Source organism: Micromonospora sp. CA-259024 (assembly GCF_050936255.1).
In the GTDB taxonomy this organism is placed as follows: domain Bacteria; phylum Actinomycetota; class Actinomycetes; order Mycobacteriales; family Micromonosporaceae; genus Micromonospora.
This window is the reverse complement of the sequence record NZ_JBNJND010000001.1, coordinates 73,830-94,575: the sequence shown is the minus strand read 5'-3', so window position 1 is coordinate 94,575 and position 20,746 is coordinate 73,830. Positions and strand designations below refer to the sequence as shown.

Sequence of the window (20,746 nt, the reverse complement as noted above, 5' to 3'; positions counted from 1 at the left end):
GGCGACGGGCTCGGCGGATGAACGGCCGCTACACCGACCGGTGGCCGGACCCGAACGAACCGTCCTGGGTGGTCGAACCGACCACCGAGTGGCACCCCCAGTTCCCCGGCCAGCGCTACCCCGGCGACATCGGCATGCTCCACCAGCCGCCACCGCCGCGCGGCCGGGCGACGGTAACCGGCCGAGCCGAGGTGCCGCCGCTCGCGCCCACCCGCCCGGACGGCACCTACATCGGCCGATCCTGGTCCGACGAACCGCCGGCAGACCCGGCACCCCACGGCCGGTCCTGGGTGGACGACGAGCCGGGAGAGGCACCCACCTACGGCCGGTCCCGCGGCGAGACACGCTCGGTTGACACGTCCGCCTACGGCCGGCCCGACAGCGCGGACTCCCGCGGCTACGACCACGAACCGTACCGCCGGCCGCTACCCGAACCGCCCCGGCGCGACGATCGCCGCTCCCCCGAGACGGACCGGCGTACCGCCTGGTCCGACCGACGCCCCGCCGACGAGCGGGGACCGGCGCGAGAGGCCGCCTGGCACCGGGACCAGCCCGCCGAGCGGTACGACAGCCGCCGCCCACGGCAGGAGCCCACCGAGCGGGATCGGGGCTACCCGGGCACGTCGCCGGTTTCCCCCGCGCCCCGGTCCGATTCCAGCTGGGTGCCGGAGCCGGACGAGGCGGCGCGTCGGCGCGGTACGCCGGAGCGGCCGGCCGCCGGTTACGAACGGCACCCCGGCGACGCATATGGCGTACGGCCCGCCCGAGAGCACGACGGCCGGACGGTCGACGACCGAGCCGCCGACGGGGCCGACCAGTGGACGCCGGTGGACGGCCGCGCGCGCTACCGGGCCGACGGGTACCCGGACCGGGCCGCCGACGACGTGCGTCGCCCAGAGCGGCGCTACCGCGCGGACGAGGGAGTCGGCGCGGCAGAGTCACCCAACGGTGGACGACGGCGCCGGCCCGAGCCGGAGATGCCTGACCAGCCCCGCCGCGACGACGACCGGCGTCGACCCGACACCGACCCGCACCGGCCGCAGCCCCGTGAGGCAGCGGCCCGGGCCGAGGCGTACCCGGACCGGCGTCCCCGTGAGGAGACCCGACCGGACGGATACCGCGAGGACGGGCATCGCGAGAACGGATACCGCGAGCCTCGGCCGCAGCCGGGCCAGCGGCCGGACGGCGGCCTGCCCTGGCCGCCGCCGGGGCCGGTGCGTCCGGACCGCACCCGGGAACCGGGCCACCGTACCGACCCACACCGCACCCCCGACCCACACCGCACCCCCGACCCACACCGCAGCGCCGACCCACACCGCAGCGCCGAGCCGGGCATCCCGTCGCGCCCGGCCGCACGGCCCGAGCGGCCGGCGGCCACGCCGTCCCGGTACGACGAGCGACCGGTACGCCCGGCCGCTACGGCTGCGCCGGCACCAGCCACGTCAGGCCGTGCCGCGCCGGTCCCGCCGGTCGCCCCGGAGCGACCGGTGTCGCCCGTACCCGTCTCCCCCGCCGCACCCGGCCAGGGCCGGCCGGTGTCGGCCGCGCCCGTCTCCCCCGCCGCACCCGAACGGGGCCGGCCGGTGTCGGCCGCCCCGGTCTCGCCGGCCTCCCCGGCGACGGACGTGCCCGTCTCGGGTCCCCCGGCCGCACGGCTGCGGCTGGAGTACCTGCCCGCGCCGGTAGACCCGCCGGTCTCCGACGAACGGCCGGATGCCCCGCTGCCGCCTGGGCGCCGGACGCCGACCGCACCGGCTGCCGGGGCGCACCCCACCCCGCCGCCGCGTTACGCCGGCCCGGACACCGGGAGCCGCCCGGTGGACCAGCAGCGCGCAGGCGAGCCGACCCCGGACCGCCGCCGGGTTGGCGACCCGCTGGACAGCACCGCGCCGACCGATCGCCGCCCGGTCGCACCGGACCGGCCGATCACGCCGGAGCGGCCGATCACGCCGGAGCGGCCCATCACCCCGGAGCGCCTGGCCCCGACGGCGGACGCGCGCCCGCCGGTCACGCCGCCGCCCACCTGGCAGGTCCCGGCCCCACCGACCACCCGGCCCGCCCCGACAGCCCCGGCCCCTGCGACCCCGGCTCCTGGGACGCCGCCCCCTGCGAACCAGCAGCCTTCGGTCGAGGACGTCGAACTGGCGCTCCCACCGGCCCCTGGTACACCGCGCCGCTACGTACCCCCGCCGCCTTCGGAAGGGCCGGTGGCGCCCGTTCGCGAGCCAGACGTGGTTCCGGGCGCCCGCGGGCCGGAGGCGTGGTTCAGCCCCGCTCAGCCGGCCGAGTCGGTTCGGGACGAGCCGGCGCCGGACCCGCAGCCGTCCGACTCCGCCGACGGTGAGTCGACGGCCAGCGACCCCTACTCCGTCACCGCGTCGACCACGGTGGACCGCGATCCGCCGGCACCGTCCGCCGACGTCCGCCGCGACGTGGCCGGCGAGCCCGGGTCGACACCGACTGACGTTCCCGAGCCGATCTCCGCACCGCCCGCACGCCCGATCTCCGGCGCCCCCCACACCGGGGCGGACGACCTGATCGACGACGCGCAGCCAACCGTCGGGCCGGAATCGGTGGCGGGCAACCGGCCGGTCTCGGGCGCACCTTCCACCGCCCCGGGCCACGACCAGGCCGAAGCCGCCGCCGAAGCCGAGCAGCCGCCGGTCACCGCCCGGCCCATCGGGGACATCGATCCGGTCGACGACAACCCGGACGAGAGCCCGCCGTACGACGGATCGTCGGACGCCGCGGGCGGTCGGAGCACCGCCGAGCCGATGGCCGACTCGCGGGCCGACGACTGGGCGGTCGTCGCTACGCCGCCGGCCCGACCGTCAGCGCCCGACGACGACGCGGCCGCTCCCGTCTCGGCAGCGCCCGTCTCAGCCCCGCCGGTCTCTGCTTCCCCCGCTCCTCCGGTCTCAGCACCTCCCGTAGCGCCCATCTCCGCGCCGCCGGTCGCCGCGGCACCCGTCTCAGCACCGCCCGTCTCAGCGCCACCCGCACCCACCTCAGCACCGCCCGTCTCAGCACCACCCGCACCCTTCTCAGCACCACCCGTCTCAGCACCACCCGCGCCCACCTCAGCGCCACCCGTCTCAGCACCGCCCGTGTCGACACCACCCGTGTCCGCGCCTCCTGTATCCGCGCCACCCGCATCGGCGGTGCCGACGTCCGGGCCACCCGCCTCATCCGTTCCCAGCCCGCGGACCGGCTCGGGCGGGGAGAGCGTGCCGGTCTCCGCACCACCCGGCGACGCTCCGCCAGCGGCGACCCGCCCGTCGCTGGCCGACCAGGGCGACCCGGAGCAGGTCCTGGCGGCGTACCGCTGGCGGCTCGACCCGGTCACGCTTCGCGAGGAGCTGACGGAGCCGGACGACCTGCGGGCCATCCGGCGGCGGCTGACCGAGAAGTTGGGCTCGGCCATCGACAACCGCGCCCGCGCCCGTTTGCTCAGCCTGCGGGCGGTGGCCTCACGGATCCTCGGCGACCTGGACGACGCGCTGGCCGACGGTCGGCTCGCCCTCACCTACGCCGAGGCCACCGGCGAGCTGCGCCGGACCGCGCTGGCCCAGGCCCGGCTCGCCCACGTGCTGCGCTGGCGCGGCGACTTCACCGAGGCCGATCTGCTGTTCGCCCGGGCGAACTCGATCGAGCTGCCCGACCGGTTGCGGGCCGCGCTGCACGAACATGCCGGACGGTCCTGCTACGACCAGGGGCGGCTGATGGAGGCCTGCCACCACTTCGAGCGGGCACTCGACCTGCGCGGCGCCGGCGACGCCGAACTGCTGGACCGGGTCCGGGTGGCTCTCGACGCGGTCACCGCCCGCGCGTCGGCGGGCGGCTTCGGGCCGTACCCCCGGAGTCGGGACGACATCCTCGACCGCGACCGACCCCCGATGCCGGGCCAGGACGGGCCCCTGTGGGGGTATACCGACCCGGACGGCGACCTGGTCATCCCCGCCCGGTACGCGGAGGTGCAGCCGTTCCACGACGGGCTGGCCTGGGTCCGCCGCCCCGACACCGACCGGTGGTCGCTGATCAACCTGCTCGGTACGACGGTGATCCCGCCGTCGTACCGGATGGCGCGCCCCTTCAGCGACGGCCTGGCGTGGGTGGTCGGCGACGGCGGCTGGACGGCGATCGACGCGACCGGCGCGGTGCAGGTCCCGCCCAACTTCGCCGAGGTGCGACCGTTCCGCCGCGGGCTGGCCGCCGTCCGGCGCGAGGGGTGGGGGGCGGTCGACCGGACCGGCCGCATCGTCGTGCCCACCCGCTACCACGGGTTCGTCACCGAGTTGGCCGATGGTCAGCAGATCGACGGGTTCACCGACGAAGGGCTCGCCGTGGTCGACGTGGCCGGCCGGCGTGGCGTGGTGGACCGCACCGGCGCGGTGCTGGTCCCGCCGACGTACCCGATGCTGGTCATCCACCCGGTGGCGTTCCTGGTAGGCAGCGGTACCGGGCGGTGGGGTGCACTGGACCGGCGCGGCGAGCCGCTGATCGACCCCGTCCATCGCGATCGCGCCGAGGTGCTGGCGGAGATCGACCGGCTACTCACCGACGCCAACCCGGTGCTCTGAGTGCCCGGTCGCCGCTGGTGATCCACTGGAGCTAGGGTCGGTACATGGAATTCCGACACCTGGGCCGTTCCGGCCTGATGGTCAGCGAGATCTCGTACGGCAACTGGATCACCCACGGTTCACAGGTCGAGGAGGACGCCGCGTTCGCCTGCGTCCGGGCCGCCCTCGACGCGGGGATCACCACCTTCGACACCGCCGACGTGTACGCCGGCACCCGCGCCGAGGACGTGCTCGGCCGGGCGTTGCAGAACGAGCGCCGCGAGGGCCTGGAGATCTTCACCAAGGTCTACTGGCCGACCGGGCCGGGCCGTAACGACCGCGGCCTGTCCCGCAAGCACATCATGGAGTCGATCAACGGCTCGCTGCGCCGGCTGCGCACCGACTACGTGGACCTCTACCAGGCCCACCGCTACGACAGCAGCACGCCGCTGGAGGAGACGATGGAGGCGTTCGCCGACGTCGTCCACTCCGGCAAGGCGCACTACATCGGCGTCTCCGAGTGGACCGCCGCGCAGCTGCGCGCCGCCCACCCGCTCGCCCGGGAGCTGCACGTCCCGCTGGTCTCCAACCAACCGCAGTATTCGATGCTCTGGCGGGTCATCGAGGCCGAGGTCGTGCCGGCCAGCGAGGAGCTGGGCATCGGGCAGATCGTCTGGTCGCCGATGGCGCAGGGTGTGCTCTCCGGCAAGTACCTGCCGGGCCAGCCGCCGCCGGCCGGTTCCCGCGCCACCGACGAGAAGTCGGGTGCGGGCTTCATCTCCCGGTGGATGAGCGACGAGGTGCTCACCCAGGTCCAGCAGCTCAAGCCCCTCGCCGAGCAGGCCGGGCTCAGCATGGCCCAGCTCGCCGTGGCGTGGGTCCTGCAGAACCCGAACGTCTCGTCGGCGATCATCGGCGCGTCCCGCCCCGAGCAGGTGCACGACAACGTGAAGGCGGCCGGGGTGAAGCTCGACGCCGACCTGCTCAAGGCGATCGACGACATCGTCGAGCCGATCACCGAGCGGGACCCGGCGAAGACCGAGTCCCCCGCGCAGCGTCCCTGACGCCAGTCCGGTCCGGCCGGCGCGAACCTCACGCGCCGACCGGACCGGTCAGGGCAGGTCCGCCCGTCGCCGGGCCCGGTCAGCGCCGCCCGTCGCAGGGCCCGGTCAACTCTGCCCGTCGCCGGGGCCGGTCAGCTCTGCCAGAAGCGGATCAGCTCGAGGCCGGCGGCGTAGAGCCACGACGGCAGGCCGAGCAGGTCACCCACCGCGAAGACCGCGTCGAAGAACCAGCCGCCGATGCGCGGGTTCCACAGCAGCGCGAAGAGCAGCAGGAAACCGTACGGGGCGAACAGGTCGTACATCCGGCGCCACTGCGGGTTGAGCCACGGCTGGATCATGTTGCCGCCGTCCAGGCCGGGCACCGGCAACAGGTTCAGCACACTCGCGGTGAGTTGCAGGAAGGCGAGCAGCGCCACACCGGCCCAGAACTCCACCGGGCCGCCCGACTGGGTGCCGATCCGCACCGCCGCCACCAGCACCAGCGTGAACACCACGTTGGTCGCCGGGCCGGCGAGGCTGACCAGGGTGTGCCGCAGCCGGCCCGGAATGGCGTGCCGGTCCACCCAGACCGCTCCGCCGGGCAGGCCGATGCCGCCGAGCAGCACCACCACCACCGGCAGCACGATCGACAGCAGCGGGTGGGTGTACTTCAACGGGTTGAGCGTCAGGTAACCGCGGTGGGCGATGTCCCGGTCGCCGGCCCGGTAGGCCACCACCGCGTGGGCGTACTCGTGCAGGCAGAGCGACACCAGCCAGCCGGACACCACGAAGAGGAACACGTTGAACCGGACGCTGCCGTAACCGTTCCAGGCCAGCACCCCGCTGACCGCGAAGAGGGCGACCAGACCGAGAAAGACCGGGCTGGGCCGAAACGCCGCCCTGGGCACGCCGAGAACCAACCCGTCGGCGCCCGGCCGGTCGTAGCCCATCACTCGGCCGTGGGCAGCAGGCTCATCCGGTACTCCACCCGGTCGTCCTCGACGAGCGCGACCGAGGTGACGCCGGACGCCGCGAGCTCCCGCCAGGTCTGGCCGATCCAGGATTCGGCGTCGGCCTGGCTGCTGAACGACTCCGTCGGTCCCTCGACCGTCTGGCCGTCCGTGCCCTCGTACCGCCAGCTCCACGCCATGCCGCGTCTCCCCTCGCCGCTGAAGTCCCCGTGGGACGAACCCTCGCCAGCGTAGTCGGCCCGGCGCGCAACGGCCGCTTGCTCGCCCCGGCGGGACCCAGGGGTGGATCAATCCATTGGCGCGGGCCGGTACGGTGGCTCGGTGCTGACTCGGGGAGTGCTGCTCGGTGACCGCTACCGCCTGGGCGAGCGGGTGGCGACGGGAGGGATGGGCGCGGTCTGGCGCGGCACCGACGTGCTGCTGGAACGCGAGGTCGCGGTGAAGGTGCTGCTGCCGTCACTGGTCGCCGACCCGGAGTTCACCGCCCGGTTCCGGGCCGAGGCGCAGATGCTGGCGGCGCTGCGGCACCCCGGCGTGGTCGCGGTGCACGACGTCGGGCAGTCGACGCTCGCCGACGGCAGCCGGGTCGACTACCTGGTGATGGAGTACGTCGAGGGCGAGCCGTTGTCCGCCCGGGTGCGCGCGGCGGGTCGGCTTGACCCGGCCACCACCATGTCGGTGCTGGCTCAGGCCGCGGACGCGCTGCACACCGCCCACCTCGCCGGCATCGTGCACCGGGACGTGAAGCCGGGAAACCTGCTGGTCAAGGCCAACGGCAGCGTGGTGCTGGTCGACTTCGGCATCGCCCGGTCCCGCAGCATGGCCGGGCTCACGGCCGCGAACATGGTGCTCGGCACCGCCTCGTACATGTCCCCCGAGCAGGCCACCGGTCAGCCGGTCTCGGCCGCCACCGACGTCTACGCGCTCGGCGCGGTGGCGTACTTCTGCCTCGCCGGGCAGCCGCCCTTCCACGGTGACAACCCCCTCGCGGTGGCGCTGCGGCACGCTCAGGAGGAGCCGGCACCCCTGCCGGCGAACACCCCGCCGGCGGTCACCGCCGTGGTCGCGCGTGCACTGGCCAAGCGTCCGGCGGACCGGTTCGGCAGTGCCGCCGAGCTGGCCGCTGCCGCCGCCGATGCCCGCGACTCGACCCTGGCCAGCATCCCGGTCTCCGCGCGCCCACCGTGGGCGCTGGCCGGCCCGCCTGCGCCGAACGCCACCCCAGCCGTCCCGGCGCCCACCCCACCCGCCGTCCCGGCCGTCACTCCACCTGCTGTCCCGGTTCCCGCGCGGCCGGTCGCGGCGATCCCACCCGCCGGGCCGGTGTCGGCAGGGCCGGCCGCCCCGCGTCCGCCGGCGAGCGTCGCGGTCGAACCGACGACCGAACCGAAGCCGACGCGGGAGGACGCGCTTCAGGCGGGGCCGACGAGCCGACGCCGGCCACTCCTGGTCGGGGCCGGTGCGGTCGTCCTCCTCGCGCTGGTCGTCGCGGTGGCCGTGGCGGCAATGCGGCCGGACAGTGAATCCGGTGCGACTCACCGGCCGCCCGCCCTGGCCGGTGAGTCGGCGACGGTCACCGACGTCCCGTCGCCGGGCGGGGACGCGACCACCGCCGCCCCCCGGCCCAGCGGAACACCCGGTGCCACCCGTACCGCGTCCGCCGACCCGACCGGTTCCCCCGCCGCCGCGACGACCAGCGGCGAACCGGCCCGGACCCCGGCACCGGGGAGTGCGCCGACCGGTACGGCCAGCAGCCGGCCGACGTCCAGCGGCAGCCCGTCGAGCCGGCCCAATCCGTACACGGCCGCGCAGGCGTGCGGCAGCGGCTACCAGGTGATCGACTCGGCGACGCTGACCGGCGGTGACGGCCAGCGCAAGGGCCGGGTGTTCCTGATGTACCACTCGGGCACCGGCACCAACTGCGTGGTCACCCTCAAGGACACCGCGGTCGGCACGAAGTCGGCGGTGTCGGCGTACCTGGAGGTGCAGGGGCGGGCCCGCAGCACCGACAGCGGGTCCTTCGACTACTACGCCGGGCCGGTACGGGCCAGCGCCGCCGGGACGTGCGTGAAGTGGGGCGGCGCCACCGGCGGGGTCAGTTACGGCAGCGGGTTCGAACACTGCGACTGAACAACGGCGAGCACCGGGCCGGCAGGCACCGTCACCCCCGGCGGCCTTAAGGTACGGGCATGTCCGTAGACGGGTGGAACACGGTCCTGGTGCTCGGCGGTATCCGGTCCGGCAAGTCCGAGTTCGCCGAGTCCCTGGTCACCGATGCGCCGGTGGTCCGCTACCTCGCCACCGCGCCCGAGGGCGACCCGGAGGACACCGAGTGGGCGACCCGGCTGGCGGCGCACCGCGCCCGGCGGCCGGGCAGTTGGACCACCGAGGAGACCGCCGCCGACCCACGCCGGCTGGCCGATGTGCTCGCGTCCGCCGAGCCGAACGAGACACTGCTCGTGGACGACCTGGGCGGCTGGGTGACCGTGCTGCTCGACCCGGACCACCAGCCCGCCGACGACGTGGCGACGATCGCCGAGCTGGCCGAGGCGATCCGCGGCTGCCGCGCACGGGTGGTGCTGGTGAGCCCCGAGGTGGGGCTGTCACTGGTGCCGACCACCCCGCTGGGCCGGGCGTTCACCGACGCGTTGGGCGCGGCCAACCGCGCGGTCGCCGACGCCTGCGACACCGTGGTGCTGGTGGTCGCCGGCCAGCCGGTCCGGCTGAAGCCCGTCGCCACCGCGACCGGGCCGGCGGCCCCCGCCACCGTGCCGGCGGCACCCGCCACCGCGACCGCTCCGGTCGTCGCGAGCCTGGCCGACACCGAGCCCACCCCCGAGGTGCAGCTTCCCGACGTGCTGACCCACACGCCGCCGGCCGCCCCGAACCAGGAGCCGGGCAACCCCTGGGCCGCGCCGACCATGGCGCTGCCGATGGTGGCCACCGGGCTGGTCATCCAGCCGGGCATGGAGCTGCCGATGCCCGACGAGTACGCGGGCCCGCAGGCGGTGGACCGACTGGCCACGCTGGACGTACCCGGCGCCGGGCTGGGCGTGCTGGACCGGGTGGTCGGCTTCGCCGCCGCCACCCAGGGCACCTCGACCCCCCAGGCCTGGGGGGCGGTGCGGGTGCTGCTGCTGCACGGCGACCACGCCGGCGGGGCATCGGCCGGCACGGTCGCCGGTGAGTCGGCACGCCGGGCCGCGCAGGCCCGCGCGGGCCGGGGCGCGTTGGCGCGACTGGCCGCTGAGAGTGGCGCCAGCCTGCAGGTGGTGGACACTCCGGCCGCCGCGCCGATGGAGGAACAGCCGGCGCTCTCCCTCGATCAGGTGGAGTCGGCGCTGCGCTACGGCTGGCGGCTGGCCGAGCAGGCTGCGGACGCCGGCGTACAGCTGCTGGTGCTGGGGGCGTGCGGAGCCGGCACCGAGGCGGCGGCCGCGGCGGTGCTCGCCGCGACCGCGGGCGCGGAGCCGCCCGCCGTGCTGGGCCGGGTGATCACCGACTCCGGTGAGATCGACGACGCGGCGTGGATGATCCGCTGCGCGGCGGTACGCGACGCCCTGCACCGCACCCGCCGCTCGCCGCGCGGCGCCAAGGACATCCTGGCCGAGCTGGGCGGGGGCGACGTGGCGGTGGCCACCGGCGTGCTGCTCGGTGCCACCGCCCGCCGGGTGCCGGTGCTGCTGGACGGGCCGGTCGGGGTGGCCGCCGGCATGGTCAGCCGCGACCTGGCCGGGCAGGCACGGCACTGGTGCCTGCTCGCCGACCACGGTGGGCACCCGGCGGTGCGGCTCGCCGCCGACGTGCTCGGCCTCACCCCGCTGCTCGACCTACGACTGGATCTCGGCGAGGGCGCGAACGCGCTGGTCGCGCTGCCGCTGCTGCGCTCGGTGCTGGCGCTGGCCGCCGCGCTGCCGGTCCACCCGTCGCTCGGCGGCGACGGGGAGCCGGCCCCGACCGCCGACGAGCCGGAGTCCACCGAACCGGCCCACACCGAACCGGAGTACGCGGAGCCCGGCTACCCGGACCCGGACTTCGCCGAGCCGGAGCCGGCCGGGCCGGGCCCGGCCACGACCGGGGCGGACGAGCAGCAACCGGCGTCGGGCTGGCGTGCCGGCTGAGTCGCGGTTCCTCGCGGGAACCCGGCTGGCGGTCACCACGTTCACCACACTGCCGGTGCGGGCCGGACGGATCGATCGCCCGGTGGCCGGCACCGCGATGGCACTCGCCCCGGTGGTCGGTGTGCTGCTCGGCGCGCTGCTGGCCGGCGTGCTGCTGCTGGCCGGCGCGTTCGCTCCTCCGCTGGTGGCCGCCGGTGTGACGGTCGGCGCCGCCGCACTGCTCACCAGGGGGCTGCACCTGGACGGGCTGGCCGACACCGTGGACGCGCTCGGCTCGTACCGCCGGGGCGCGGCCGCTCTGGAGATCATGAAGAAGCCGGACGTCGGCCCGTTCGGGGTGGTCGCCCTGGTGGTCGTCCTGCTGGTGCAGGCGGCGGCGCTCGCCGACCTGGCGGGGCGGTCCTGGCCGGCGTGTCTCGCGGCGGTGGTCGCGGCGACCGCCGCCGGGCGGTTCGGCGTCACGGTGGCCTGCTGGCGGGGCGTGCCTCCGGCCCGCCCGGACGGGCTGGGCGCGCTGGTGGCCGGCACGGTCGGCCCGGTGGCACTGGCCGCCGGCGCGGTCACCGTCGCGCTGCTGGCGGTGCCCGCGGTGCCGGGCCGCCCGTGGCAGGGGCCGCTGGCCGTCGTCGCCGCGTTCGCCGTCGCGGTGCCGCTGCTGACCCACGTGGTACGCCGGCTCGGCGGGATAACCGGCGACGTCCTCGGCGCGACCGTCGAGGTGGTCACCACGCTGGTCTACCTGGGTCTGGTGCTGTCCGGCTGAACCGGGCGCGGCGGGCCGGGTAGCGTTCGGCTCGACAGCACCGGCACGGCCCCCGGGGGATCCAGAATGCTCATCACGGACGACTTCCTGCCCGTACCGGTGCCGGAGTCGCTCAGCGCGACCTACCTGGTGCCGATGGCGGGGCTGCCGAAGGTCAGCGCGAAGACCGCGGTGGCGGCGCTGACCGGCCGGCTGGCCGAGCCGGTCCACGGGCTGGCTCGGCAGATGCTGGACAGCCCGCTGATGAGCGTCGACACCCGGCCCATCGCCGAGTTTCCCGAGCTTCCGCCGGACCTGCTCACGGCGTTCGGCGCCACCGAGGAGCAGCTTGCCCGGCTGGCCGCGGCGACCCACCTCGTGGTCGTGCAGGCCGAGTACCGGCCCGGCTGGCCGCCCGCGCACGAGTGGGCGGCCCGGGCGGTCGCCGCCGCCGTGGCGGAATCCGTCAACGGCGATGTGGTGGACGTGTTCGGTCTGCAGTTCCTCGACCCGGCGACCGCGCTGCGCTCACTCCCCGACGAGCAGGGTCGCATCCGACTGGTCGACTGGGTGCTGGTGCCGTACTCCTCGGACACCGAGGGGCTGTGGTTCACCACCAAGGGGCTGCGCCGCTTCGGGCTGCTGGAGTTGCAGACCCAGGGGGTGCCCGACCACCTCACCCGCGCCTGGGGTGCGGTGATGACCGGGGCCGCGCGCCGGCTGCTACGGGACTGGACCGACGGCCTCACCGGCGAGGAGGTGCCGGCCTTCGTGCAGTTGCCGGTGCTGGCCACGGTCACCGGGCACGACATCGCGGTGGCGTACGGCAACCCGGAGCAGCACGGCGCCACCGCCCCGGTGCTGCTGCGCCTGGAACTGGACCCGGCCACCGACCCGGAGGCCGACTCGTTCCTGAGCCTGCGCCGGCCGGCCGGGCACCCCGGTCCGGACGGGCGCTACTACGCCGCCGCCTGCGCGACGTTGTTCGCCGGGATCCAGCCGGACGTGCGCTACGCCCGCTCCGGCGACGCGATGAGCCGGGCGGTCGCCACCGCCCGGGCGGCGCTGGGTGACGCGCGGGCCCGGTTCGTCGCCGGTCAGCTCCCCGCGGAGTCGCAGCTCGTGGTCAAGTACGGCCTGCCCGGCGACGACGGCCCGGAGTACGTGTGGGCGGGCGTCACCTCGTGGGAGACCCCGGAGCGGATCGTCGGCGTGAGCGCCAGCGACGCCGCCACCGACCCTTCGGTGCGCATCGGCGCCCCGGTCGTGGTGGAAACGTCCGACGTGGTCGACTGGGCGGTCCTGGACGCCACCGGCGTCACCGAGGGCGGCTGGACCCAAGCAGTCCTGGACTCCGGCGAACCCCCCACCCCAACCCCCTAACCCGCCGGCGTTGATCAAGAGGTTTGCGTCAGGATCGCAGGCGCGGATGACGCAAACCTCTTGATCAACGGCCGAAACCCTGGGTGGGGTGGGGACGGTTACTTCACCGAGGGGGTTACGAAGGGGGGTTTGGTCAGGGTCAGGGGTGCTCGGCGGCCACGGATGTCGATCTCGACCACGTCGCCGTCGGCGAGCTTCGCGTCGGTGTCCACCAGGGCCAGCGCGATGCCCTGCTTACGGGTCGGTGAGAAGGTGCCGCTGGTTACCGTGCCGACCTGGGTGTCGCCGACGTGCAGGGTCATCCCGGGCCGCGGAATCGCCCGGTCGACGGCCACCAGGCCGCGCAGCGTACGCCGGGGGCCGGCGGCCTTCTCGGCGCGCAGCGCGTCGCGGCCCCAGAAGGCCGGCTTGTCCCAGCCGACCGCCCAGCCGGACCGGGCCTGCACCGGGCTGATCTCCAGGGAGAGGTCCTGCCCGTGCAGCGGGTAGCCCATCTCGGTGCGCAGCGTGTCCCGGGCGGCCAGCCCGCAGGCCCGCAGCTCGAACGCCGCACCGGCGGCGAAGAGCGCGTCCCAGACGGCCACCGCGTCCTCCGCCGGCACCACCAGCTCGTAGCCCAGCTCGCCCGTGTAGCCGGTACGGCAGACGGTCAGCTCCACCCCGGCCAGGGTCGCGGCGGAGAAGCTCATGTAGCCGTGCTCGGTGGGCAGCTCGAGGGCGGCCAGCAACTCGGCCGAGCGGGGGCCCTGCACGGCCAGCACCGCGTACGCCTCGTGCTCGTCGGTGACGGTGACCTGCGCGGGCGCGGCGGCGCGCAGTCGGCGCACCACCTCGCCGGTGTTCGCCGCGTTCGGGATGAGGAAGACGTGGTCGTCGGCGTACAGGTAGGCGATGATGTCGTCCACCACACCGCCGGTGGCGTCGTCGCAGCAGAGCGTGTACTGCGCCCGGCCCGGGCCGATCCGGCCAAGGTCGTTGCTGAGGCAGGCGTTGACGAAGTCGGCCGCGCCGGGGCCGCTCACCCGGGCCTTGCCCAGGTGCGACACGTCGAAGACCCCGACCGCGCCACGCACCGCGGTGTGCTCCTTGAGCACCCCGCCGCCCGCGTACTCCAGCGGCATCTCCCAGCCCCCGAAGGGGGCGAACTTGGCGCCGGCGGCGATGTGCCGCTCGTGCAGCGGGGAACGGCGCAGCCGGGTCGCGGCGGCGTCGGAGGTCACGTCGGTCATGGGTGGCAACTTACCGGGGGCAACCTCGCTGGTTAGCATCGGCGGGAACCCGCTGGCGCTGTCGGCGGGACAGCCATGACGTCCGGCGGGTAGGTTCCGCCGGAGACCTTCACCGCTGGTACGCGATGCCGCGACCGGCCCGGCCCGCCCGGAGTAGCTTCAGTGACTTCACCCCGCACCACCAACCTGAGCCTGGTCGACACCGACCCGGCCGAGCTCGCCGTCGACGCGATCGTGATCGGCGTGCACAGCCAGACCGGAGAGCAGGGCGCCACCAGCGGCCTCGCCGGCACCCTGCTGCTGGCCAGCGGCGCGGAGAGCATCGCCGCCGCGTTCGACGGCAAGCTGACCGAGACCCTGGCGTTGCTGGGCGCGACCGGTGGGCCGGGTGAGGTCATCAAGCTGGCCACGCTGGGCACCGTGACCGCCCCACTGGTCGTCGCGGTCGGGCTCGGCCCGGAGCCGTCGGGTGCCGCCCCGGCCCCGGAGACGCTGCGCCGGGCCTCCGGTGCGGCGATCCGGGCCCTGGCGGGCGCGCCGAAGGTCGCGCTGTCCATGCCGCTGCCCGACGACGCGGACGCCTCGGTCGCGCTGCGCGCGGTCGCCGAGGGTGCGCTGCTCGGCGGTTACCGGTTCGCCGGTTACAAGACCCGTCCCCAGCCGACCCGGCGGGAGCCGGTGGCCGAGGTGGTCATCGCGGTGCCGGACGCCGGCGACGCGGGAGCCCAGGCGGAGGTCACCCGGGCGCAGGTGGTGGCGGGCGCGGTCCGGCTCAGCCGGGACTGGGTGAACACCGCGCCGAACGAGTTGCGTCCGCCGTCGTTCGCCGACGCGGTCGCCGGCGCCGCCCGTGACGCCGACCTCGGTGTCGAGGTGCTGGACGAGGCGGCGCTGGCCGCTGGCGGGTACGGCGGCATCGTCGCGGTCGGGCAGGGCTCGGAGGCCCCGCCGCGGCTGGTGAAGCTGACCTACACCCCGCAGGGCGGCGGCAACGGCAAGCGGGTCGCGCTGGTCGGCAAGGGCATCACCTTCGACACCGGCGGCATCTCGATCAAGCCGGCGCAGGGCATGTGGGAGATGAAGTCCGACATGGCGGGCGCCGCCGCCGTGGGCGCCGCCATGCTGGCGATCGCCGCGCTGAAGCCGGCGGTGGCGGTCAGCGCGTACCTGCCGATGGCGGAGAACATGCCGTCGGGCACCAGCTACCGGCCGGGCGACGTGATCACCATGTTCAACGGCAAGCGGGTCGAGGTGCTCAACACCGACGCCGAGGGCCGGATGATCCTGGGCGACGCCATCGCCCGCGCCTGCGAGGACGGCACCGACTACCTGTTCGAGACCTCCACCCTGACCGGTGGCCAGGTGATCGCGCTGGGCAAGCGGGTGGCCGGCGTGATGGGCACCCCGGAGCTGTGCGAGCGGGTCCGGGTGGTCGGCGACGCGGTCGGCGAGCCGGCGTGGCCGATGCCGCTGCCGGACGACGTGCGTAAGGGCATGGAGTCCGATGTGGCGGACATCTCGCAGGTCAACGCCGGGATGGACCGGGCCGGTCACATGCTGCAGGGCGGCGTGTTCCTGCGCGAGTTCGTGGCCGACGACGTGGCCTGGGCGCACATCGACATCGCCGGCCCGGGTTACCACTCGGGCGAGCCGACCGGCTACTGGACCAAGGGCGGCACCGGCGTCCCGGTCCGCACCCTCGTCCAGCTGGTCGAGGACGTGGCCGTCAACGGCTGACCCGCACAGGCCCGACGACCGGGGCGCCTCCGGAAATCCGGAGGCGCCCCGGTCGCGTTCAGTACCGCTCGGGGCGACGCTTGCGGCGCTCGTTGAAGTCGCGCATCCGCTGCGGGTAGCCCATCAGCCGCACGTCGTACACCGGGATGCCCATCCGGTACGCGAAGCGACGGGCGCCGTCCGGGCCGTCGATGCGCCGGCGGGTCCACTCCCCGTCGTCGGCGATCAGGATCACCGTGGTCTCCGTCACCGTCGTGCGGGGCTCGATGTACGCCTCGACGCCGCGCCGGCTCCGGATGAAGTTCTCCAGATGCTCCAGGTCGCCACGATCGGCCGCACGGTCATGGCTCGGCGCGGCCGCCTGTTTGCGGCGCCGGAACAACCCCACAGACCTCTCCCCCACGGTGTGTCATCGACAACGGTGCCAAGGGTACGTGTCGCGGACGTGTCGTTGGGCACCTCAGTACGCACCCTGTGCTCAGTGGTGACAAGATGACCGAGGTGGGGTGTGTCCGTGTTACACCCCCGTGACCCCCGATGCAGCGACGCGACCTGGGAGTTGGACGTGAGCGAGCCGAACGAAGCGACCTTCGACATCGTCATTCTCGGAGGTGGCAGCGGCGGCTACGCGACGGCCCTGCGCGCCGCCCAGTTGGACCTCTCTGTCGCGCTGATCGAGAAGGGCAAGCTCGGCGGGACCTGCCTGCACAACGGCTGCATCCCGACGAAGGCCCTGTTGCACGCGGCGGAGATCGCCGATCAGGCCCGCGAGTCGGAGCAGTTCGGTGTGAAGGCCGAGCTGATCGGCATCGACATGGCCGGGGTCAACTCGTACAAGGACGGCGTGGTCTCCCGCCTGTACAAGGGCCTGCAGGGCCTGGTCGGCGGCTCGAAGAACATCACCTTCGTCGCCGGCGCCGGCAAGCTGGTCGGCAAGAACGTGGTCGAGGTGGACGGCAAGCGCTACACCGGCCGCAACGTGGTCCTGGCCTCCGGCTCGTACGCCAAGAGCCTGCCCGGCCTGGAGGTCGACGGCGAACGGATCATCACCAGTGACCACGCGCTCACGATGGACCGGGTGCCGTCGTCGGTGATCGTGCTCGGTGGCGGCGTGATCGGCGTCGAGTTCGCCAGTGTGTGGAAGTCCTTCGGCGTGGACGTGACGATCGTCGAGGCGCTGCCCCGGCTGGTCGCCGCCGAGGACGAGGAGTCCTCGAAGGCGCTGGAGCGGGCGTTCCGCAAGCGGAAGATCAACTTCAAGGTCGGCAAGCCGTTCGAGAAGGTCGAGAAGACCGAGAAGGGCGTCAAGCTGACGATCCAGGGCGGCGAGACCGTCGAGGCGGAGCTGCTGCTGGTCGCCGTGGGTCGCGGCCCGAACACCGCCAACCTCGGGTACGAGGAGCAGGGCGTCAAGATGGACCGCGGCTACGTGCTGACCGACGAGCGGCTGCGTACCAGCGTGCCGAACGTCTACGCGGTCGGCGACATCGTGCCCGGTCTCCAGCTCGCGCACCGGGGCTTCCAGCAGGGCATCTTCGTGGCCGAGGAGATCGCCGGGCAGACCCCCGCCGTGATCGACGAGGTGGGCATCCCGCGCGTCACCTACTGTGACCCGGAGCTGGCGTCGGTGGGTCTCACCGAGGCCAAGGCCAAGGAGCAGTACGGCGCCGACAAAGTCAAGACGTACAACTACAACCTGGGTGGCAACGGCAAGAGCCAGATCCTCAAGACCACCGGCTTCGTGAAGCTGGTCCGGGTGGAGGACGGCCCGGTGGTCGGCGTGCACATGATCGGCGCCCGGGTGGGTGAGCTGATCGGTGAGGCGCAGCTCATCTACAACTGGGAGGCGTACCCGGCCGAGGTCGCCCAGCTCGTGCACGCTCACCCGACCCAGAACGAGGCCCTGGGCGAGGCGCACCTGGCCCTCGCCGGCAAGCCGCTGCACTCGCACGCCTGATCATCCAAACCGCGGCGTCCGGCGACGGGCGAAGATCCCACCAGGGGAATGAAGGAGTCTCAGAAAATGCCGGTATCGGTCACCATGCCCCGGCTCGGCGAGAGCGTCACCGAGGGCACCGTCACTCGCTGGCTCAAGCAGGAGGGCGACACGGTCGAGGTCGACGAGCCCCTGCTTGAGGTCTCGACCGACAAGGTCGACACCGAGATCCCGTCGCCCGCGGCGGGCGTGCTGAGCCGGATCGTGGTCGGCGAGGACGAGACCGCCGAGGTCGGCAGCGAGCTGGCCGTCATCGCCGGTGAGGGCGAGTCGACCGGCGGCGAGGCCGCCCCGCAGAAGCAGGAGGCCCCGGTCGAGCCGGCCGCCGAGCCGACGGCCGCCGCCGAGGGCACCGCCGACCAGGTGGCCCAGGAAGAGGCCCCGGCCGAGGCGCCGGCTCCGGCCGCCGCGCCGTCGGGCGAGGGCACCGCTGTGAAGATGCCGGCCCTGGGCGAGAGCGTCACCGAGGGTACGGTCACCCGCTGGCTGAAGCAGGTCGGCGAGACCATCGAGGTCGACGAACCGCTGCTGGAGGTCTCCACCGACAAGGTGGACACCGAGATCCCGTCGCCGGTCGCCGGCACCGTACTGGAGATCAAGGTCGCCGAGGACGAGACCGCCGCGGTCGGCGCCGACCTGGCGATCATCGGCGTTGCCGGCGCGGCCCCCGCACCGGCGAAGCCCGAGCCGAAGCCGGAGGCCAAGCCGGCTCCCAAGGCCGAGCCGACGCCGAAGGCCGAGGAGCCGACGCCGGGCATGTCGTACAACGAGCCGGCCGCGGAGACCGAGAGCTCGACGCAGCCGGTGAAGACCGAGCAGGCCTCGCAGCCGGCGGCGGCGGCGCCCACGCCGCCGCGCCCGTCCGCCCCGGCACAGGGTGGCGGCGAGGAGGCCGCTGGGTACGTCACCCCGCTGGTGCGCAAGCTGGCCGCTGAGCACGGCGTCAACCTGTCCACGCTCAACGGCACCGGCGTGGGTGGGCGGATCCGCAAGCAGGACGTGCTGGAGGCTGCCGAGCAGGCGAAGGCGGCCGCGGCCGCTCCCGCCGCGCCGCAGCAGGCCGCCGCGCCGTCGCCGGCCCCGGCCAAGCCGGCCGCGAAGCCGCAGCCGAGCGGCAAGCGGGGCACCACCGAGAAGCTGCCCCGGATCCGCAAGGCGATCGCCAAGCGGATGCACGAGTCGCTGCACGAGATGGCGCAGCTGACCACCGTGGTCGAGGTGGACGTCACCCGGATCGCCAAGTTGCGGGCGCAGGCGAAGGACTCGTTCGTGCAGCGGCACGGCGTCAAGCTGTCCTTCCTGCCGTTCTTCGCTCTCGCCGCCATCGAGGCGCTGCAGACGTACCCGATCGTCAACGCCCAGTTGGATTTGGACGGCGGCACGATCACCTACCCGGCGGCGGAGCACCTCGGCATCGCCGTGGACACCGAGCGGGGCCTCGTGGTGCCGGTCATCCACAACGCCGGTGACCTCAACCTCGGTGGCATCGCGAAGCGGGTCGCCGACCTGGCCGAGCGGACCCGGACCAACAAGATCAGCCCGGACGAGCTGGCCGGGGCGACCTTCACGCTGACCAACACGGGCAGCCGGGGCGCGCTCTTCGACACCCCGATCGTGCCGACGCCGCAGTCGGCGATGCTCGGCACGGGTGCCGTGGTCAAGCGTCCGGTCGTGGTCAACGACCCGGACCTGGGCGAGGTCGTCGCGGTCCGGTCGATGGTCTACCTGGCCATGTCCTACGACCACCGGCTGATCGACGGCGCCGACGCGGCCCGCTTCCTGAGCGCGGTCAAGGAGCGGCTGGAGGCCGGCAACTTCGAGCCGGAGCTGGGCCTGGCCTGATCTGACAGCAAGCCGAAGGGCGCCCCGGTCGTCGACCGGGGCGCCCTTTCGTCGTTCGTGAACGGGCCGGTGCTCAGCCCTTCAACAGCATGGTCGAGACCTGCCAGAGCTGCTCGGCGGCTTCCGGGTCCAACGCGTACGGTGCGACGCCCTGCCGTCCCCCGGGCTGGACCGGGCCAGCCTCCTGGTTGTCCTCGAAGTACCGCCCACCCACCCCGTCGAGCAGCGGCGAGGCGGCGACCAGCACCGAGGTCGAGGCACCCTGTTCGACGGTCTTCCAGGCCGCCGCGTTGCCCGCGCGCAACCGGTTCAGCTCCTCCTCGCTGACATGGCGCTGCAGGTTGGTCCGGATCGCGCCGGGCATCAGCGCATTGGCCGTGATGCCGTCGTCGGCCCAGCGCCGGGTCGCCTCCACGGCGAACAGCACGTTGGCCGTCTTGGACTGCCCGTACGCCTGCCACGGCTCGTACTCCCGGCGGTCGTACTGGATGTCCTCGAAGACCACCGGTGAGCGCAGGTGGGCGGCGGAGCTGACCGAGACGATCCGTGCCCCGTCGCCGGCGGCGAGCGCCGGGCGCAGCCCGGTGGCGAGCGCGAAGTGCCCCAGGTGGTTGGTGGCGAACTGCATCTCCCAGCCCTGCGGGGTCCGGGTCAGGGGTGCGGCCATGATGCCGGCGTTGTTGACCAGGATGTGCAGTGGGCCGTCCCAGTTGGCCACGAAGTCGGCGACCGAGTTCTGGTCGGCGAGGTCGAGCGGGGCGACCAGGACGCGGTCGTTGCCGGTGGTGCCGATGATGTCGTCGGCTGCCTGCTGGCCGGCGTCGGTGTTACGGACGGCCAGGGTCACCTCCGCGCCGGCGCTGGCCAGGGCGCGGGCGGTCTCCACGCCGATGCCGGACGACCCGCCGGTGACGATCACCCGCCGGCCGCCGAGATCCACGCCCTGGATCACGTCCATGGCGGTGGATCCGTGCGTGAAGGGTGTGATGATCGGGTTGCTCGTCGTCATTGTCCATCCTTGTCCGGGATGAGGCGGACCGGCCGGCCCGCTGCTGGAGGCCGTGGTCCCGGCGTTTTCCCGCCCCGGGCCGGAGGTAACGCTGCGCACCGTCGCCATCGCCGT

General features: G+C 74.2%; 14 protein-coding genes. 9 read left to right on the top strand and 5 right to left on the bottom strand.

Going from position 1 to position 20,746, the window contains the following annotated elements:
* The first annotated feature begins 17 nt into the window (after window positions 1–17).
* Window positions 18–4,580, top strand: a complete 4,563-nt coding sequence (locus ACQEUX_RS00440; protein WP_433039603.1) for a WG repeat-containing protein — start codon at window positions 18–20, stop codon at window positions 4,578–4,580.
* A gap of 44 nt (window positions 4,581–4,624) precedes the next feature.
* Complete coding sequence (locus ACQEUX_RS00435; RefSeq protein WP_433039601.1) at window positions 4,625–5,623, top strand: aldo/keto reductase family protein; 999 nt, start codon at window positions 4,625–4,627, stop codon at window positions 5,621–5,623.
* Between the two features lie 131 nt (window positions 5,624–5,754).
* On the opposite strand, the gene ACQEUX_RS00430 is transcribed toward ACQEUX_RS00435, so the two are convergent.
* A complete protein-coding gene (locus ACQEUX_RS00430; protein ID WP_433039599.1) occupies window positions 5,755–6,552 on the bottom strand; it encodes a site-2 protease family protein in 798 nt (265 codons plus the stop codon).
* Complete coding sequence (locus ACQEUX_RS00425) at window positions 6,552–6,752, bottom strand: hypothetical protein (protein WP_433039597.1); 201 nt, start codon at window positions 6,750–6,752, stop codon at window positions 6,552–6,554. The genes ACQEUX_RS00430 and ACQEUX_RS00425 overlap by 1 nt, the downstream gene beginning before the upstream one ends.
* Before the next feature lie 142 nt (window positions 6,753–6,894).
* On the opposite strand from ACQEUX_RS00425, the gene ACQEUX_RS00420 reads away from it, so the two are divergent.
* The 4 genes from ACQEUX_RS00420 to ACQEUX_RS00405 all read left to right on the top strand — a co-directional run bounded on the left by ACQEUX_RS00420 (window position 6,895) and on the right by ACQEUX_RS00405 (window position 12,819).
* Window positions 6,895–8,703, top strand: coding sequence for a protein kinase domain-containing protein (locus tag ACQEUX_RS00420; protein WP_433039595.1), 1,809 nt, complete (start codon window positions 6,895–6,897; stop codon window positions 8,701–8,703).
* Between the two features lie 59 nt (window positions 8,704–8,762).
* Complete coding sequence (locus tag ACQEUX_RS00415) at window positions 8,763–10,694, top strand: bifunctional adenosylcobinamide kinase/adenosylcobinamide-phosphate guanylyltransferase (protein WP_433039593.1); 1,932 nt, start codon at window positions 8,763–8,765, stop codon at window positions 10,692–10,694.
* On the top strand, window positions 10,684–11,457 hold the full coding sequence (locus ACQEUX_RS00410) for an adenosylcobinamide-GDP ribazoletransferase (RefSeq protein WP_433039591.1): 774 nt from the start codon (window positions 10,684–10,686) through the stop codon (window positions 11,455–11,457). Before ACQEUX_RS00415 ends, ACQEUX_RS00410 begins: the two co-directional genes overlap by 11 nt.
* A 66-nt stretch (window positions 11,458–11,523) precedes the next feature.
* Window positions 11,524–12,819, top strand: a complete 1,296-nt coding sequence (locus ACQEUX_RS00405; RefSeq protein ID WP_433039589.1) for a DUF2314 domain-containing protein — start codon at window positions 11,524–11,526, stop codon at window positions 12,817–12,819.
* Window positions 12,820–12,917: 98 nt separating this feature from the next.
* Here ACQEUX_RS00405 and gcvT read toward each other — a convergent pair whose 3' ends face one another.
* Window positions 12,918–14,048 (bottom strand): glycine cleavage system aminomethyltransferase GcvT, encoded by a 1,131-nt coding sequence (gene gcvT, locus ACQEUX_RS00400; RefSeq protein ID WP_433039587.1) that lies wholly within the window; start codon window positions 14,046–14,048, stop codon window positions 12,918–12,920.
* A gap of 162 nt (window positions 14,049–14,210) precedes the next feature.
* Here gcvT and ACQEUX_RS00395 point away from each other — a divergent pair, with 162 nt between their 5' ends.
* Window positions 14,211–15,785 (top strand): leucyl aminopeptidase, encoded by a 1,575-nt coding sequence (locus ACQEUX_RS00395; RefSeq protein ID WP_433039585.1) that lies wholly within the window; start codon window positions 14,211–14,213, stop codon window positions 15,783–15,785.
* A gap of 58 nt (window positions 15,786–15,843) precedes the next feature.
* Here ACQEUX_RS00395 and ACQEUX_RS00390 read toward each other — a convergent pair whose 3' ends face one another.
* On the bottom strand, window positions 15,844–16,173 hold the full coding sequence (locus ACQEUX_RS00390) for a hypothetical protein (protein ID WP_433039583.1): 330 nt from the start codon (window positions 16,171–16,173) through the stop codon (window positions 15,844–15,846).
* Window positions 16,174–16,350: 177 nt separating this feature from the next.
* Here ACQEUX_RS00390 and lpdA point away from each other — a divergent pair, with 177 nt between their 5' ends.
* Window positions 16,351–17,742 (top strand): dihydrolipoyl dehydrogenase, encoded by a 1,392-nt coding sequence (gene lpdA, locus ACQEUX_RS00385; RefSeq protein WP_433039581.1) that lies wholly within the window; start codon window positions 16,351–16,353, stop codon window positions 17,740–17,742.
* Between the two features lie 66 nt (window positions 17,743–17,808).
* A complete protein-coding gene (sucB, locus tag ACQEUX_RS00380) occupies window positions 17,809–19,623 on the top strand; it encodes a 2-oxoglutarate dehydrogenase, E2 component, dihydrolipoamide succinyltransferase (RefSeq protein WP_433039579.1) in 1,815 nt (604 codons plus the stop codon).
* 73 nt (window positions 19,624–19,696) lie between these two features.
* Here the strand turns inward: sucB and ACQEUX_RS00375 are convergent, their stop codons facing one another.
* Entirely contained in the window at window positions 19,697–20,632 is a 936-nt protein-coding gene (locus ACQEUX_RS00375; protein WP_433039577.1) for an SDR family NAD(P)-dependent oxidoreductase, read from the bottom strand.
* Between the last annotated feature and the right edge of the window lie 114 nt (window positions 20,633–20,746).